At 68.8% G+C, this 17849-nt stretch carries 6 protein-coding genes; 5 read left to right on the forward strand and 1 reads right to left on the reverse strand.

Annotated elements, in window-relative coordinates; translation table 11 throughout:
* Positions 1–11625, reverse strand: a complete 11625-nt coding sequence (locus H4W31_RS01880; RefSeq protein WP_192765054.1) for a DUF7927 domain-containing protein — start codon at positions 11623–11625, stop codon at positions 1–3.
* Between the two features lie 417 nt (positions 11626–12042).
* Between H4W31_RS01880 and H4W31_RS01885 the strand changes: the two genes are divergently transcribed.
* The 5 genes from H4W31_RS01885 to H4W31_RS01905 all read left to right on the forward strand — a co-directional run bounded on the left by H4W31_RS01885 (position 12043) and on the right by H4W31_RS01905 (position 17846).
* Positions 12043–13161 carry an Ig-like domain-containing protein gene (locus H4W31_RS01885; RefSeq protein ID WP_192765055.1) on the forward strand — a complete coding sequence of 373 codons (1119 nt, stop codon included), beginning with the start codon at positions 12043–12045 and terminating at the stop codon, positions 13159–13161.
* 36 nt (positions 13162–13197) lie between these two features.
* A complete protein-coding gene (locus tag H4W31_RS01890) occupies positions 13198–14322 on the forward strand; it encodes an Ig-like domain-containing protein (protein WP_192765056.1) in 1125 nt (374 codons plus the stop codon).
* Between the two features lie 38 nt (positions 14323–14360).
* A complete protein-coding gene (locus tag H4W31_RS44090) occupies positions 14361–15473 on the forward strand; it encodes an Ig-like domain-containing protein (RefSeq protein ID WP_192765057.1) in 1113 nt (370 codons plus the stop codon).
* A gap of 45 nt (positions 15474–15518) precedes the next feature.
* Positions 15519–16619, forward strand: coding sequence for an Ig-like domain-containing protein (locus tag H4W31_RS01900; RefSeq protein ID WP_192765058.1), 1101 nt, complete (start codon positions 15519–15521; stop codon positions 16617–16619).
* 135 nt (positions 16620–16754) lie between these two features.
* Positions 16755–17846 carry an FG-GAP repeat domain-containing protein gene (locus H4W31_RS01905; protein WP_192765059.1) on the forward strand — a complete coding sequence of 364 codons (1092 nt, stop codon included), beginning with the start codon at positions 16755–16757 and terminating at the stop codon, positions 17844–17846.
* Positions 17847–17849 lie beyond the last annotated feature (3 nt).

Here is a 17849-nt window from a genome sequence, read left to right on the forward strand (position 1 = left end):
CTACTGGGTGATTGCCACGTACTCCAACGTCGCGGAGTACGAGTCGGCAACGGTGGACATTGGAATGACGGCCTGGTAGTCGCTGCTGATCGCGTCTCCTCCGGGCGCGGATGGCGTCGACTGACGGTGCACGATGACCGGGGTCACCGCCGACAGGGGCTGGAAGACCTGGGTGCCGCTCCCCCGTACCCGTAGGTTCTCGATCGGAATGGTGTAGGGGTTGTCGGGATCGGCCGGCACGAAAGCGGGCACCAGCGCCTGGACCGCCACCACATAGCCGGTAGGGCTGTTCGTGGTGACCGTCATGGTGACCGCGTCTTCCACGACGATCACGGAGTCGGGATGAACCCCGATGGCGAATCCGGGTATCAGCGAGGTCAGGGTGAGGAACTGCCCCACCACGGAGGTCTCGGTGACACACCGCAGATCGTCGTTGCCGGCCGGGCAGTTGTTGCCGAGCACGCTGGAGCTGACGCTGTTGACAACCAACCCGTCGCCGGTGACGGGTTGGTTGACGGTGACGGTGTAGACGATCGCGGCGGTCGCGCCGACGACCAGGTCGCCGGTCCAGGTCAGGTTGGACGCGGCGTAGCTCACCGTGCCGGTGGTGGTCGTGGCGTCGGCGTTGTAACTGGCGTCGTCGAGCACCCCGGCGAGCGAGTCGGTCACCGTGGCGCCGGTGTACGGCGTCTGGCCGGCGTTCGTGATCAGGACGCTGTACTGGACGACCCCGCCGGCCACCACCTCGGCGGTGTTGGCGGTCTTGGTGATGATCAGCTCCGGGACGAGGACGTTGACCGTCACCTCGCACGCCGGGCCACCGGGGCAGTTGGCGCCCACGGTGTCGGAGGTGACGGTGTTGACGAGGGTCGTGTCGCCGGATGCCGGGAAGTCGACCGTGACCGAGTAGGTGATGACAGCCGTGACCCCGACCGGTAGGTCTCCGGTCCAGGTCAGCACCGGGGCGTCGTAGCTGACCGTACCGACGGTCGCCTCGGCGTCGTCGTTGAAGTCGGCTTCGTCCAGGACCTCGCTGAGCAGGTCGTCGAACGTCGCCCCGGTGTACGGCGTCTGCCCGGTGTTGGCCACCGTGACCGTGTAGGTGACCTGGTCCCCGACCGCGGCCGTGACGGTGTCGGCGGTCTTGGCGATGCTCAGCCCGGGAATGAGGATCGCCACCGTGGCGGCGCAACGCGGATCGGTGCCGCCCACCGGGCAGTTGCTGCCCTGGGCGGCGGAGGTGACGACGTTGTTGAGAATCCGTCCACCGGTCTGCGCACCGTTGACCGTCACGGTGTAGGAGATCTCGACGGCGGCACCGACCGGCAGGTCACCGCGCCAGACCAGGTTGGGTGCCGTGTACAGCAGCGTGCCGGTGGCGGCGGTGGCGTCGGCGTTGTAGGTGGCGTTCGCGAGCAGCCCACTGAGCGAGTCGGTGACGGTGGTGTCGACGTACGGCGTCTCGCCGGTGTTCGTCGCGGTGACGGTGTAGGTGACGGTGTCGCCCGGGGTGGTGTTCGGACTGTCGGCGGTCTTCACGATGGTGAGCCCGGGAACGAGCACGTTGACGGTCAACGTGCAGGCCGGTCCCGGCGAGGCGGGCGGGCAGTTGCTGCCCGGTGCGGTGGTGGTGACGGTGTTGGTGATGACCCGGTCGCCGAGGTCCGGATTGTTGACGGTCACCGTGCCGGTGATGGTGACGACTCCGCCGACCGGGATGTCACCGGTCCAGGTCACGTTGGGGCCGACCACGCTGAGGGTGCCGGAGCTGGCGACCTGGTCGCCGTTGGGCCGCGCGTCGTCGATGATGCCCAGCAGGCTGCTGTTGATCTGGATTCCGGTGTAGGCGGTCGGGCCGATATTGGTGATGGTGCCGGTACGCCGGATCACCTGCCCCGGGACGGCGGTGGTCACGTCGGCCACGTTGGTGATCGAGAGCGCCGGGATGAGCACGGTGACGGTGACGGCACAGGCCGGGTCCGTGCCGGCGGGTGGGCAGTTGCCGCCCACGGTGGTGGAGCTGACCGCGTTGGTCAGGATCTGGTCGCCGGTGGCGGGACTGTCGATCGCGACCGAATAGGTGATCACGGCCGAGGCGCCCACCTCGAGGTCTCCGGTCCAGGTCAGCACCGGATCGGTGTACGACACGACGCCCACGGTCGCGGCGGCCGTCTGGTAGCTGGCGTCGTCGAGTACCTCGGTGAGGTCGTCGGTCAGGCTGGCCCCGGTGTACGGGGTCTGACCGCTGTTGGTGACGGTGATGGTGTACCCGAGGGTGCTGCCCGGCGTGGTGGTGGCCGAGTCGGCATGCTTCGCGATGCTCAGTGCCGGCAGCAGCACGCTGACGGTCGCCGCACAGTCGGGGTCGCTGCCACCGGCCGGGCAGTTGCTGCCCGGCGTGCTGGAGGTGACGACGTTACTGAGGACCCGACCGCCGGTCTGCGGATCGTCGGCGGTGACCGTGTAGCTGATGGTGGCCGTCGCCCCGATCGCCAGGTCACCGGTCCAGGTGATCACCGGGTCGGCGTAGGAGACCACGCCGACATCGGCATCGGCGTCACCGTTGTAGGTCGCGTCCAGCAGCAGGCCGGCGAGGCTGTCGGCGACGGTGGCGCCGGTGTACGGGGTCTCGCCGGTGTTGGTGACCGTGATCGTGTAGCCGACGGTGCCGCCCGGCACCACGGTGGCGGTGTCCGCGGTCTTGAGCACCGCCAGGGCCGGGACGAGGACGGTGACCGTGGCGGTGCACGCCGGATCGGTACCGCCCGCCGGGCAGTTGTTACCGGGTACGGCCGAACTGACCACCGAGGTCATGATCCTGTTACCGGTAACCGGATTGTTCACCGTGAACGATCCGGTGACGACGAGAACCTCGCCGACCCCGAGGTTGCCGGTCCAGCGGATCGAGGCGATGCCCGGGATGAGGGCCAGGGTGCCCACGCTGGCCGTGGCATCGCCGTTGTAGGTGCCGTCGTCGACTGCCCCGGCGAAGCTGGCGTCGATGACGATGTCGGTGTACGGCGTCGCGCCGGTGTTCTCCACCCGGGTGCTGAACTGGATCTGCGCCCCCGGCACCGTGGTGGGGGCGTTGGCCGAGTTCGCGATGGTCAGTTCCGACACCGTCACGACGGCCGTACAGGCGGGGTTGGTGTTGCCGGCGGCACAGGTGTTGCCGGCGGCCGTGGAGCTGACCGTGCTGGTCAGGAGGTGGTTGCCCGCGTCCGGGGTGTTGACGGTGACCGAGTAGGTGATCGTCGCCGATGATCCGGGCGCGAGGGATCCCGTCCAGACCAGGTCCGTGCCGGTCAGCACGACGACGCCGACACTCGGGGTCGCGTCGCCGTTGTAGGTCGCGTCGTCCAGGAGGCCGGCCAGCGCGTTCGTCACGGCGACACCGGACTGTGCGGTCTGCCCGGTGTTGACCATGTTGACGGTGTAGGTCACCGTGCCGCCGGCGGTCGTGCTGACGGCGCCGGCGGTGATGCCGATGCTCAGGGCCGGCGTGAGTACGGCCACCGTCAGACCGCAGCCGGGGTTGGGACTGGCCGGCGGGCAACTGTTGCCGACCTCGGCCGACGAGACCCGGTTCGCCAGCAACTTGTCGCCCGGGTCCGGCGTCAGCACGGTCATCGGGTAGGTGATGACGGCGCTCGCCCCCACCCCGAGGTCCCCGGTCCAGGTCAGCGTCGACGCCCCGAAGGACAGCGAGCCGGTCGTGGCGGTGGCGGTTCCGTCGACATAGGTCGCGTCGTCCAGCGCACCGGCCATGTCGTCGGCGACCACCGCTCCCAGGTACGGCGCGGTGCCGGTGTTGCTGATCGTGATGGTGTAGTTGACCGTGCCGCCAGGGACCGTGGTCGGCCTGTCGGCGGTCTTGACGATGCTCATCGCCGGTAGCAGGACGTCCACGCTCGCGGTACACCGTGGATCGGTTCCGCCGGTCGGGCAGTTGTTGCCCGGGATCGTCGAGCTGGCCGTGCTGGAGAGCACCTTGTTTCCCGGATCCGGGTTCTTCACCCGGAAGTCGCTGGCGACCGTGATCGTCGCGCCCACCGGAATGTCCCCGGTCCAGACCAGACCGGCGGGGGTGATCGCGATGGTTCCCGAGGAGACCTCGTCGTGGATGGGGTCGGCGTCGTCGATCATGTCGCTGCCGCCGAACGCGACACTGACCCCGAAGAACGGGGTACTGCCGCCGTTGACCATGGTGGTCGTGAAGCGGACCACGCCACCGGGGGTGACATTGGCGCGGTCGGCGGTGTTGGCGATGGTCAGTGCCGAAACGGTCACCGTCGCGGTGCACCGCAGATCTGTGCTCTCGTCGGAGCAGTTGCTGTCCAGGGAGCCGGATTCCACGGTGTTGACCAGCACGGCGTTACCGGCGAGGGCGTCCACCGTCACGCTGTAGGTGAGCACGACCGAACCGTTCGCCGGGAGGTCACCCGTCCACTCCAGCAGCGGCTCGTCGTAGCTGAAGGTGCCACCGCCGTTCGACGAGGCGTCGTTGTTGTAGCTGGCATCGCTGAGGACGTCGGCCAGATCGTCGTTGAGTTCCGCGCCCAGGTACGGGATGCCGCCGGAGTTCTCGACGACGATCGTGTACGTCACCACCGAGCCGGCGACGGTGGACGCCACATCAGCGGTCTTGGTGTACGAGAGCGTGGTTTCACCGACGACCGCGACGGTGACGACGCACCGGGGGTCGGTGCCGCCCACCGGACAGTTGTTGAGGGCGGCGCCCGAGGTGATCGTGCTGACCAGTGACGAGTCTCCCTCGACGGGGTTGTCAATGGTCACGGTGAAGACGAGCGTGACGGTCGCGCCGACCGCCAGGTCGCCGCTCCAGGTGAGCACCGGCGCGGTGTAGCTCGCCGTGCCACCGCCGGTGACCACCGTGTCGTCGTTGAACGTCGCGTCGTCGATGACCTCGCTGAGATCGTCCGCGACGCTGATCGCGGTGTAGTCGAGCTGGCCGGAGTTGGTGATGGTCACCGTGTAGGTCAGGGTGCTGCCCGGCGTCACCGCCGTTGAGTCGGCCGTGGAGACGATGGTCAACCCGGGTGTCAGGACCGCCACGGTGGAGGTGCAGCCGACCGCCTGACCCGCCGCCGAGCAGGAACTACCGACCGCGGTGGAGCTGACCGTACTGATCATGGTCTTGTCGCCGGGATCGGGGTCCCGGACGGTGACGGTGTAGTCGATCGTCGCCACCGCGCCGACCGCCAGGCTGCCGGTCCAGGTCAGCGTGGTGCCGGCGAAGCCGACCGAACCGGCGCTGGCCACCGCGTCGGCGTTGTAGGTCGCGTCGTCCAACACCCCCGCCAGCTCGTTGGTGACGCTGATGGCCGAGTACGGCGACGTCCCCGAGTTGGTCATCGTCACGGTGTAGCCGACGATCTGACCGGGGGCGGCGGCCGAGGTGTCCGCGACGGTGGTGATGCCGAGTCCCGGGATAAGCACCGCGACGCTGATCGAGCACTGCGGGTCCGCGCTGCCGGATGGGCAGTTGTTGCCCGGCACCGTCGAAACCGACGAGCCCGTGAGCAGGCCGTCACCTGTGTACGGATCGACAACGGTGACGCTGCCGCTCAGGTTGACCGTCCCGCCGACGGGGATGTCACCAGTCCAGAGCGAGCCGGTGGATCCGATGGTCAGGATGCCCGACGACGCGGTCTGGTCCCCGTTTCCGATGACCTCGTCGATCATTTCCGACCCATCGAAGGCCACGCTGATGCCGGTGTAGGGGACCTGACCAGTGTTGGTGTAGGTCGTGTCGAACCGGAGCACGCCACCCGGCGTCACCGTGGCCGCGTCCGCCGTGGTGACGATCTCCAGCCTGGCCACCGGCACGGCTACCACGCACCGGGTGTCGCTGCCGCCGGCCGGACAGTTGCTGCCGGCGGCTGCCGAGACGACCTGGTTGGTCAGGATCAGGTCGCCCCCGACCGGGTCGTCCACCGTCACCGAATAGGTGATCGTCACCGTGGCCCCGAGCGCCAACGGACCGGTCCAGCTCAGGTTGGGGCTGGTGAAGCTGGCCGAGCCGGCGGAGGCCGACACGTCGTTGTTGTAGGTGGCGTCGTCGAGCACCCCGGCGAGCGCGTCGGTGACACTCAAACTCGGATACGCGGTCTGGCCGGAGTTGGTGATGGTGACGGTGTAGCCGACCACGGCGCCCGGCGCCGTGCTGGCGACGCCGGACGTCACCGCGATCACCAGGCCCGGCACCAGGACCTGGACCGTCGCCGAGCAACGCGGGTCGGTTCCGCCGGCCGGACAGTTGTTGCCGGGGGTGGTGGAGACCACGGTGTTGCTCAACAACTTGTCGCCGGGGTCCGGGTTCAGAATCGTCATCGAGTAGGTGACCGACACGGTGGCGCCGACGGCCAGGTTACCGACCCAGCTCAGCACCGGAGCCGCATACGACACGCTGCCGGCCGATGCGACCGCGTCGTTGTTGTAGGTGGCGTCGTTCAGCGCATTGGCCAGGGAGTCGGTGAAGTTCGCGCCGACGTACGCGGTCTGGCCGCTGTTCGTCACGGTGATCGTGTAGGTCACCGTGCCGCCCGGCGTCGTGGTGGCCGTGTCGGCGGTCTTCTCGATCGCCAGGCCCGGGGTCAGCACCGTGACGGTGGCCGTACACGCCGGGTCGGTCCCGCCGGTCGGGCAGTTGTTGTTGGCCGCCGTCGAGGTGACCGTCGAGGTCAGCAGCTGCGAACCAGGGTTGGGATTCAGCACCGTCACGGAGAACCGGACGGTGGCGGTCGCGCCGGCTGCCAGCGCGCCGGTCCAGGTCAGCACCGAGCTGGCGACGCCGACCGTGCCGCTGTCCGCCGTCGCATCCCCGTTGTAGGTGGCGTCGTCGAGCACATCGGTCAGCGACTCGGTGACGGTCGCCGCCGGATAGGCGCTCTCTCCGGTGTTCGCGATCGTGATCGTGTAACTGACGGTGCCGCCCGGCGTCGTGGTGGACGCGCTCGGGGTGTTGCTGATGGTCAGTCCGGGCAGCAGCACGCCGACCACTGCCGTACACCGGAGGTCGGTGCTGCCCGTCGCACAGTTGGCACCCACCGTCGGGGACACCACAGTGTTGGTCAGCGACCGGTCCCCACTATCGGGAACGGCGACCGTGACCGAGTACGTGATGGTCGCGGTCGCACCCACGGCGAGGTTGCCGGTCCAGGAGAGGGTCGGGCTGCTGTAGCTGACCACTCCGGAGGTGGCGCTGGCGTTGGCGTCGTAGACGGCGTCGTCGAGCACTCCGGCCAGCGAGTCGGTGAAGGTCGCCCCGACGTAGGCCGACTGGCCGGTGTTGGTCACCACGATCTGGTAGGCCACCACGTTCCCGGGCGTCGTGCTCGGCGTGTTCGCCGTCTTGACCAGCGTCAACCCGGGAATGACGATGGTCACCGTCGCGGTGCACCGCGGATCGGTGCTGCCGCCGGCGCAGTTGTTGCCGACGGCTGTGGACGAGACCACGCTGGTCAGGACCCGATCATCACCGGCCGGATCATTCAGTGTCACGCTGAAGGTGATCGTGACCGTGCCACCGACCGCGACGTTTCCAGTCCAGGTCAGCGTCGAACTGGTGAAGCTGAGCACGCCACTGCTGGTGGTCGCATCGCCGTTCCAGACCGCTCCGTCGAGCACCTCCAACAGGGCAGTGGTCACGCTGATTCCGGTGTACGCGGTCTGCCCGGTGTTCGTGACGGTCACCGTGTAACCCACCGTCGAGCCCGGGGTCGCGGTTGACGTACTCGCCACGTTGGTCAGGACCAGTCCCGGCACCAGAACGGTGACCACGGCAGTGCAGCGGACGTCGGTGCCACCGGATGGACAGTTGTTGCCCAGGGTGGTGGAGACCACCGTGTTCGTCATGGTCCGGTTGCCGGGGTCGGGGCTCCGGACGGTCACCGAATAGCTGACGGTCACGCTCGCGCCGACGGCAAGATTGCCGCTCCAGACGAGATTGGGCGAGGTGAAGGAGAGCGTCCCGGCTGTCGCCGTCGCGTCGACGTTGTACGTCGCATCATCCAGCACGCTGGTCAGCGCGTCGGTGAAACCCGCCCCGGTGTACGCCGCCTGACCGGTGTTGGTCACGGTGACGGTGTAACGCACCACGTCACCGGGCGTCGCGGTGGCCGCGTCCGCCGTCTTCACGAAGGCCAGGGCGGCGATCGGCACGGTCGTCGTACACCGGATGTCCAGGCTGCCCGACGCGCAGTTGGTGCCCAACGTCGCGGAGGTGACCGTGTTGGTCAGAAGCTGGTTTCCGGTGACCGTGCCGTTGACGGTGACCGAGTAGGTGATGGTCGCGACCGCGCCGGCGGCGAGATCACCCGTCCAGCTCAGGGTCGAGCCGGCGAACGACACCGCTCCGGAGGTCGTCGTCGCGTCGCCGTTGTAGGCCGCGTCGTCCAGGACAGCAGCGAGCGGATCGGTCAGCGCGACGCCGGTGAACGCCACCGACGAGGTGTTGTTGACCGTGATCGAGTAGTGCACGGTCTGCCCGGCGGCCACGCTGGAGAGGTCAGCGCTCTTCGTCACGATCAGCGGTCCGGCCGCGATCACCAGGTTGACGGCCTCGGTCGCCTCCTGACCGGCGGCGTCGACCACCCGTACGGTGAAGGGGTAAGTGCCTGCCGTGGTCGGTGTGCCGGAGAGCAGCCCGGTGCCGGCGTCGAGGGTCAGCCCCGGCGGCAGACTGCCTACGGAGACCGACCAGACGAACGGCGCGGTGCCCCCGGTGACGGTCAGCGGAACGCTGTAGGGGACGCCCACCTGGCCCGGGGGTGGCGGCGGGAAGCTCAGCGTGGGTGAGGCGGTGATCCCGAGCGCGACCGTCCGGGTGGCGCTCTGCGCGAACGAGTCCACCACCCGAACGGTGAAGGAGTAGTTGCCGGCCAGCGTCGGGGTACCGGAGAGCTGCCCGGTACCCGTGTTGAGGGTCAGACCCGGCGGGAGGCTGCCTGCGGTGATCGACCAGGTGAACGGCGCGGTGCCGCCGGTCACGGTGAGCGGGATGCTGTAGCCGATGCCGACCTGGCCCTGTGGTGGCGCCGGAAAGGTCAGCGTCGGCGCCGGCGCGATGACCACAGTCAGCGCCTGGGTGGCGGACTCGCCGCTGGCGTCGAGCACCTGGACGGTGAACGCGAAGGTTCCCGCGGTGGTCGGGGTGCCGGAAAGTAGCCCGGTGCCGGCGTTGAGGGTCACTCCGGCCGGCAGGGTCCCGGCACTGATCGACCAGACGAACGGCGCGGTGCCGCCGTTGACCGTGAGCGGGACACTGTACGCCGCGCCCACCTCGCCGAGCGGCGGTGCCGGGTTCGACAGCGTGGGCGAGACGTTCGGGATCACCGGCGTGGACTGGGCCGACGGTGATCCGGTCCCACCGGCGTTCGTCGCCGCCACCGTGAAGGTGTACGTGATGCCGGGGGTCAGCCCGGTCACCGTACGGGTGGTTCCGGTGCCGGTGAAGGTCTGCGGCGTCTGCGCCACGCCCCCGACGTACGGGGTGACCACGTACGAGAGGATCGGGCTGCCGCCGTTGCTGGGCGCGGTCCAGGTCAGCGTGGCCGACGAGTCCCCCGCACTCGCCGCGGTGATCGTCGGCGTGCCGGGCAGCACGAACGGCACCACCGCGTTCGAGGCGGGACTGGCCGAACCGGTGCCGATGGCGTTCACCGCCGCGACCGTGAAGGTGTAGGAGGCGCCGACGGTCAGGCCGGTGAGCGTACGGGTGGTGGTGGAGGCGTCGTACGAGATCGGGGTCTGGGCCACCCCGTTCCTGGTGGGCGTGATGATGTAGCCGGTGATCGGGCTGCCGTTGCTCGACGGCGCCGTCCAGCTGACGGTGGCGCTGGACAGGCCGGCGGTCGCGGTGGGGGCCACCGGGGTGGCCGGGCGGTCGGTGTAGACATAGTTGGCGGCGGCGGCGACGCCCCGGGTGACGACGGTGACGGTCACCGTGGCAGCGCTGCCGCGGGCAGGCATCGAGGAGATGGCGAGGGTCCCGTCGCCGTTGACGGTGAAACAACCGGCCGCCGGCCCGGACTGGCACGGCAGCAGCGTCACGGGCGTTCCGGCCCGCTGCTCGGCCGTGGTCCCGATCTCGATGGCGGTGGCGCCGGCGAGGTTGGTGCCCCCCACTGTCACGGGGATGCCTCCGGCGATTGTGCTCGACGCCGGGGTGACGGTGATCCCGCTGGGCGTGGCCGGGACCGTCCCGATGACCGTCGTTGTGGAGATGCCGGGGTTGGCATCGATCGAGGACGCGGTCGCCGTCGAGCCGGTCTGGATGAGGGCGGGGGTCACGCCGGTGCCGGTGACGATGCCGACCACCGTGATCGGGGTCAGGGTGGATCCGTTCGAGAACGGGGCGTTGCTGTTGGTACACGTGATCCGCTGCCCGACCGGTGCCGCGCAGGTCCAACCCGACCCGAACGCGCCGACCGGCACCACCCCGGTCGGTAGCGTCTCGGTCACCGACACCGGGGCGGTCTCGTCGGCCCCGGCGTCCACTCCCGCGACTACCGAATAGGTCACCGGATCACCGGGCTGCGGCGTCGGACCGGTGTAGCTGGTCTGTGTCACGTTCAGGTCCGGCACCGGGTTGAAGGTGACCACCCTGACGTTGTCGACCTCGTGGTTGTCCACGACCGACCCGGTGGAGCCCACCCAGCCGAAGGCGAGCTGGCGCGGCACCCCGTTGCTGTTCAACCAGGTCGCCGAGGGGTACAGACCGGGGGCGACCGCGGGTAGTGGACCTTCCAGGCTTCGCGCGGCCTGGCCGACGGGCGTGAACCGCACCAGATACCGGCCGGCCGCGACCACCAGCCCGGAGGCAGTGGTGAAGGACGACGTCGTCGGGTTGATGACCACCTCGACCGGTACGACCGACGCCGCGCGGGTGGCGGCCCGTAACGGGACCACCGGTGAGGAGGCGTTGGTGGCGGTGCTGTTCAGCCCGCAGTACCCGACCGTGCCCCGGCCCGGTCCCCGGACGACCACCTGGCCGGGGATCCTGGCACCGGACGAGATGAACGGCGGATCGACGCAGCCACTGCCCTGGTACGTGCTGGTGCTGTAGTTCCCGTACACGTCGAACCCGATGCCCAGGTACCCGTTCGCGAGGCCGTTCAGGCTTCTGGTGCCCGAGTACCCCAGGTCGCCACCGGACTGGCCGAGGGGGGCCGGCGCGGTCGGATTGGCGGGGTCGACCGCAGCCAGGGCGAAGGCCATCCCGTCCGCGCCGAAGGTGGCGCTGCCCCACTGGTAGAGGTTGAACGTGACGTCCAGGCCCATCGAGGTGGGGACGCTCGCCGCACCGAAGACACCGCCGGTCTTGCCGGCAGCGGTGTCCGTGAGGCGCAGCTTGCCCGTGCCCTGTGGATCGGTGGCCCCCGCGCAACTGCGCAGCGGCCCCGTGGCGGCGTTGCCCGCTGCGGTCAGGCAGGCGGCGTTCGTCCCGGCCGTCGGGAGGGGCGGGAGGGTCACGGAGCCGAGACCGTCGGGCGTGTTGTTGTGGAAGGGCTGGTCGAACAGGGTCGTGCCGACCGCTGATGCCACGACCGGGTGTAGGACGGCCACCAGCGTCGTCAGCAACGAGACGATGACACCGTGCACGACGCCGCGTCGCCACCTGCGGCGGCCTGCTGACCCAGCTCCCGAGTTCACAAGATCACGTCGGATGATCGCGCCTGGCCAGCGGGCGTCTTGTGCAGCCGTCATCACGGTTTCGATGCCGCTGCGGCGGCGCCCGCACCGAAACCGAACAGAAGTCGCAACAGACACTCCCACCCCTAACATCCCAAACAGGATACGACGGATGAAAGCTCCAGATAGGGCATACGGGATCTAGACGGGCATAACGCTCCATCTACCCACACGAGAAGTGGATCGAACACGCCCCTTGACCTGCGATAACTTCGAAAAGTAGCTGTCGGATCACGGTCAGGATCGGACCGATCTCCCCAAAAAGGTCTAGCGTCCGCAAATAGGGCCAGCGAGATGGCCAGATCCAATCGTCCCTTGGGGGCCGAGATGTGGAACAAGCGATGTGCCGCAGCCGTCGTGCTGATCACCATGGCCTCGGTGGGCGCAGTGGCGCCGGGGGCCCAGGCCGGTTACCGCGGCGACTCGCTGTACGGCGACTACAACGCCGACGGATTCCTCGACACGGCCGTCCTCGGTGTCGTCGAACCCAATCTGTGCTCCACGATCGTCACGTTCGGCGCGGCGCCAGGCGTCTTCGTACCCCCGATCGCCTACACCTATCCGAAGCCCGGCGGCGGCACCGTCTTCACGGACTGCCCCGACATCGGCGTGGCGATCAACCTGGACGCCGACCCGAACGACGAACTCTGGGTCGGTTGGACGCCCGGTCCACCACCCCCGGCGACCTTCAGCCAGGTGGTGCTGCAACCCCCGACGTTCACCCCGGCCGCCACCTATATATCCCAGATCGTCCAGCCCAGCTTCATCGACAAGGGCAGGTTCAGCGCCGGCGGCCGGTACAGCCCCTACCTGGTCGGGACGGGCGGGGTGCAGAACTTCACCACCCTGGACGGCGTCACCTGGCGCCCCGGGCCGATCGACTACTGCTCGGAGGACGCCCCGACCGTCCAACTGGCCGACTGGACCCGCAACGGCACCGACGGCACCCTGGTCGCCTACACCAGAGGCTGCGACGACAACAGCAACGGCGTCGTGCGGATCCGCGAGGACGGCAGCATCCAGCAACTGGAGATCGACCTCACCGGCCGGACAACCTGGACAGCCCGGGTGGTCAACGCCAACGCTGACCGGTTCCCCGACGTGCGGACCACGAACCAGCTCACCGGGGCGGTCTCGACCTTCATCAACGACGCCACCAACGCCCCCGGACTGCTGATCCGGGCCCCGAAGGCGAACACCGACAGCGTCCAACTGGCCGTCAGCCGGGCGATCGCGATCGACGTACTGGCCAACGACTTCGCGACCCGGGACGCCCGAGTGGTCGTCACGGTGCAGCCCCGGTACGGCACCACCCAGGTGCTCTCCGACCGTCGAGTGGTCTACCGGCCGAATCCGACCCACGGCCGCACCGACAGGTTCACCTACCAACTCGTTGATGAGGGCAGGCGGAGCAGCGCGAACGTCACCATCAGATTCCCGGCCTGAAGTCCGCCGGGCCGCTTCGAAACACGAGGAGACGCCATGTGGCGCAAGCGGACAAGCATCGTGATCGTGATGGTGATCGTGGCCGCGATGAGCGGCACCGGGCTGATGGCGCCCTCCCCCGTCCTGGCGGGTGGCCGGGGCGAACCGATCTTCGGTGACGTGAACGGCGACGGCACCGTCGACCGGCTGACGCTCGGCATCGTCCAGCCGGACCTCTGCTCCGTGATCACCGAGTACGGCCGTCCTGGAGGGGGCTATGCGCCCCCGGTGGCCGCGGTCTACCTGCGCCCCGGCGGCAGTGGGCTCGGCACCCGGTGCCCGGAGTTGGGCGTGGCCGTCGACCTGGACACCGACCACCAGCAGGAGCTGGTGGTGGGCTGGTTTCCCGGGCCCCCGCCGACCATCGAATACAACCTGCTGGTCCTGAACAACAACTTCCAGCCGTCGTTCGGCCTCGTGCAGGCACTCTTCTCGCCCTACTTCATCGGCACCGCCGACTTCAACGCTGACGGACGGCAGGACGTCTACACGGTCACCGACCAGGGCCAGGGCATCGAGACCTACCTGAACCTGGGCGACGGCACGCTGGCGGCCGGCCCGGTGCAGTGGTGTGCCCGGCCCGTCGAGTACGCACTGCGGGACTTCGACCTGGACGGCGCGATGGACGTCGTCAGCAGCTACCTCGAGCGCTGCCTGTCGGCCTTCACCAGCGGGGTGGCGGTGGTCCTGGACGACGGCGCGGCCCAGGTGTTGCAGCACGACCCGAACGGCCTGGACACCTGGGTAACCCGGGTGGTAAATGCGAACGGCGACCGGATCCCGGACATCCGTACGGTGTCCCGGTTGACCGGGATCACCGACTACTTCATCGGCACCGCCAGCGGGCGGTTCGTCCTGTCGCCGAAGGCGAACAACGACACCGTCTCGATCACCGGCACCAGGGCGATAACCATCAACGTGAAGGCCAACGACCAGGCGACCAGCCAGGCGGTTGTCACCATCACCGTTCCACCGAGGTACGGGACCGCCCGGGTCATCAGCGGCGGCCGAATCGTCTACACCCCTCGGGCAAACCACGGCCTGACCGACGGGTTCACCTACCAACTGACCGAGGGCACTCGTCGGAGCAGCGCGGTCGTCCGAATCCGGTGGACCGGATAGCCCAACCCGCCGGGGTCAACGAGCCTGAGGAGCGGGCCGTGAAGGGAAGACGTGTCGCTGGAATCGCCGTGGCGGCGGCCGCCGCCACAGCCTGCGTGCTGGTCCTGGGATCGTCGATCGCCCTGGCAGGCAGGCCCGGGGAGCCGATCGTCGCTGATGTGAACGGGGACGGTCTGCCAGACCGGGCCGAGCTCGGCGCCGTCGTGGGAACCGGGACCGCCTGCCGGGTGGTCGTCAGGCTGGGTCTGGCCGGCGGCGGCCTCGGCCAACCGCAGGCGTACAGCTTCCTGTTCCTACCCGCCGCCGAGCCCAACTGCCCGGACATGGGGGTGGGGCTCGACCTCGACGGGGACGGCGCCGACGAGCTCGCGGTGGCCTGGTACGCCGGGCCGCCCACCACGATGACATACACGCTGCTGGTGCTCGACAACTTCCGGGTCGCACGCGGGTTCGACACCATCTACCAGCCCAGCTACATCGGAACCGCCGACTTCAACGGTGACCGGCGGCAGGACATCTACGAGTGGACCGACCAGGGTGAGGGGTTCGCCACCTACCTGAACACCGGCACCGGGCTGCTCGTGCCCGGTCCGGTGCGGTACTGTGCCGGACCGCTCACACCCCACCTCGCCAACTTCAACGGCAACGCGGCGATGGATGTCGTGATCGCGTACATCGAAGGGTGCGGCGGCTACTTCAGCGGCGTGGTCGTGGTGCTCGACGACGGCAGCCAGGTCAACCTGCAGCACGACCTGGACGGCTTGACGAGTTGGACTGTCGACGTAATCGACACCAACCACGACGGGCTTCCCGACGTGACCACCTATAACCAGGTCACCGGCATGATCACCACCTTCATCAGTGTCGGCAACGGGACCTTCGTCAGATCGCCCGTCGCGATCCGGGACTACCCCACCGTCAGCGGGGTCAAGGCGACCGGCATCCAGGTGCTCGCCAACGACTACGCCACCGACCGGGCGAAGGTCACCATCTGGGCACCGCCCCGGTGGGGCACGGTCAAGGTCACCACCAACCGGACCATCATCTACACCCCGAACCCGGTCCATGGCAGGACCGACGTGTTCATCTACCGGCTCACCCAGGACGGCAGAACCAGCAACGCCGCGGTCAGCCTCAAGATCATCGATTGAGCCGGCGGCGCCAGGCCGTACTGCCCGTACCCCCGAAGGAACGCCATGTGGAGAAGACGGATCGCTGCGGTCGCCGCCTCGGCGACGGTTATCGCGACGGGCGCGGTGGCCCCGGCCGCCTGGGCCGACGGGCCAGGAGAGCCGCTGTACGGCTACCTGAACGCCGACACACTGCCCGACCTCGCCTGGCTCGGCACCGCCCCACCGCGCAACTGTGCGGTACGGGTGCGGTTCGGCCGACCCGGCGGCGGCTACCTCGCCCCTCGTGAGTACACCTACCGGGGACCGGGTGGCGGCGGGCCCGGCGCCTGCCCCGACCTGGGGGTGGCCGTGGATCTCGACGACTCGGGAACGGCGGAGTTGGTGTTGGGCTGGTACGCCGGTCATCCCGGGAGGTCCGGCGACGATCTGCTGGTGCTGCGGAACTTCGCCCTGTCGGCCGGTCTCCAGGCCCTCCAGCGGCCCAATTTCCTCGGGCTGGCCGACTTCGACGGCGACCGGCGGCAGGACATCTACGAATGGACCGACCAGGGTGAGGGGTTCGCGACGTACCTCAACGACGGCACCGGGACGTTGCGCCCGGGCCCGGTGAGGTACTGCGCCGGTTCCCTCCAGTACAAGTTGGCCGACTTCGACCTCGACGGGGCGACGGACATGGCCATCGTCTATGTCGACAGGTGCGCCGACGGCGCACACGGCGTGGCGGTGGTGTTCGACGACGGAACGGTGACCGAGCTCCCGGGCGTGCCGGGCGGGGAGTGGAGCTGGACCATCAACGTGCTGGACGCGGACCACAACGGCGTTCCCGACGTGCTCACCTACTACCACCCGACCGGACTACACAACACCTTCCTCGGGGTCGGCGACGGCACGTTCGTCTCGTCACCGCTGGCGGTCCAGGACGCCGTCACGGTCAGCGGCACCGTTCCGACCAGCCTTCCGCTGCTGGCCAACGACTGGGTCAGCCGCCGGGCGAGGCTGAGCATCGTCACCCCGCCCATGTTCGGCACCCTACGGGTGACCGCCGGCCGGTCCGTCGTCTACACCCCGACCAGCGCACCCGGGGTGGCTGACCGGTTCGTCTATCAGGTCACCCAGGACGACCGGAGCAGCAACGCCACGGTCATTGTCAAGATCGCTCCGTGATCCGGTACGCGAACCCGTCGTCCAGACACCCAGTGTCGGATCACAGTCAGCACACATTAGATGACAATCAGTACGATCTACTTTCCAGCAGAGAGCCAGTCAGTCGGGGCGGCTGGCCCGGGCCGAGGAGGCACCATGTGGGGTCGGCGCATCGCCACCGTCGTCGTCGCGCTGACCGTGACGACGATCGGGATGACCGCACCCGCGGCCCAGGCCGGCTGGCAGGACGAGCCGATCGTCGCCGACGTGAACGGCGACGGGATCGCGGACCGGAACACCCTGGGTTTCCTGCCCGGCCCAGACCAGTGCGGAGTACTGGTCGAGATGGGTCTGCCCGGTGGCGGCTACCGTCCGGCGCAGTCCTATCCGTACCTGTCGGCGCTCTACTGCCCGGACATGGGCGTGGGCCTCAACCTCGACAACGACCCCGCACTCGAACTCGCCGTCACCTGGTTCGCCGGTCCACCCCCGTCGGTCAGCGAAACCCTGCTGGTACTGGACGACTTCGCGGTTTCGGGCGGCTTCGACACCATCTTCCAGCCCAGCTACATCGGCACCGCCGACTTCGACGGCGACGGACGCCAGGACATCTACGAATGGACCGACCAGGGTCACGGGTTCAGCACCTACCTCAACACCGGCACCGGCGCACTCGTGCCCGGCCCGGTGAAATACTGCTCCGGGCGACCGCAGTACCAGCTCGCCGACTTCGACCGGGACGGCGCGATGGACGTGGTGATCGCCTACGCCGAAGGCTGCGGCAGCTACTTCACCGGCGTGGTCGTGGTGCTCGACGACGGCACGGTGGTGGATTTGCAGGGTGACGTCGGCGGCGACGACTACTGGACGGTCGCCGCCACGGACGTGAACGGCGACACGATCATGGACGTGGTCACCACCAGCGACCTGACCGGCGCCCAGACGATCTTCATCGGTACCGGCACCGGCACCTTCGTTCCAGCCCCGAGGGCGATCCGGGACAATTCCCGGGTCAGCGGAGTCAGGGCAACCGGCATCCCGGTGCTGGCCAACGACTTCGCCACGGGCAGGACGAAGCTCACCATCGTCACCCCGCCGACGCACGGCACCGTCCAGGTCACCACCGGGCGGACCGTCATCTACCGGCCGTACCCGAACCAGCAGGCCCGATCCGACCGGTTCGTCTACCGGCTCACCGAGGGTGGCCGGAGCAGCAACGCCGGGGTCAGCCTGCGTATCGCCCACTGAGTC

It is taken from the genome of Plantactinospora soyae, from assembly GCF_014874095.1.
GTDB classification, from domain to species: Bacteria; Actinomycetota; Actinomycetes; order Mycobacteriales; family Micromonosporaceae; genus Plantactinospora; species Plantactinospora soyae.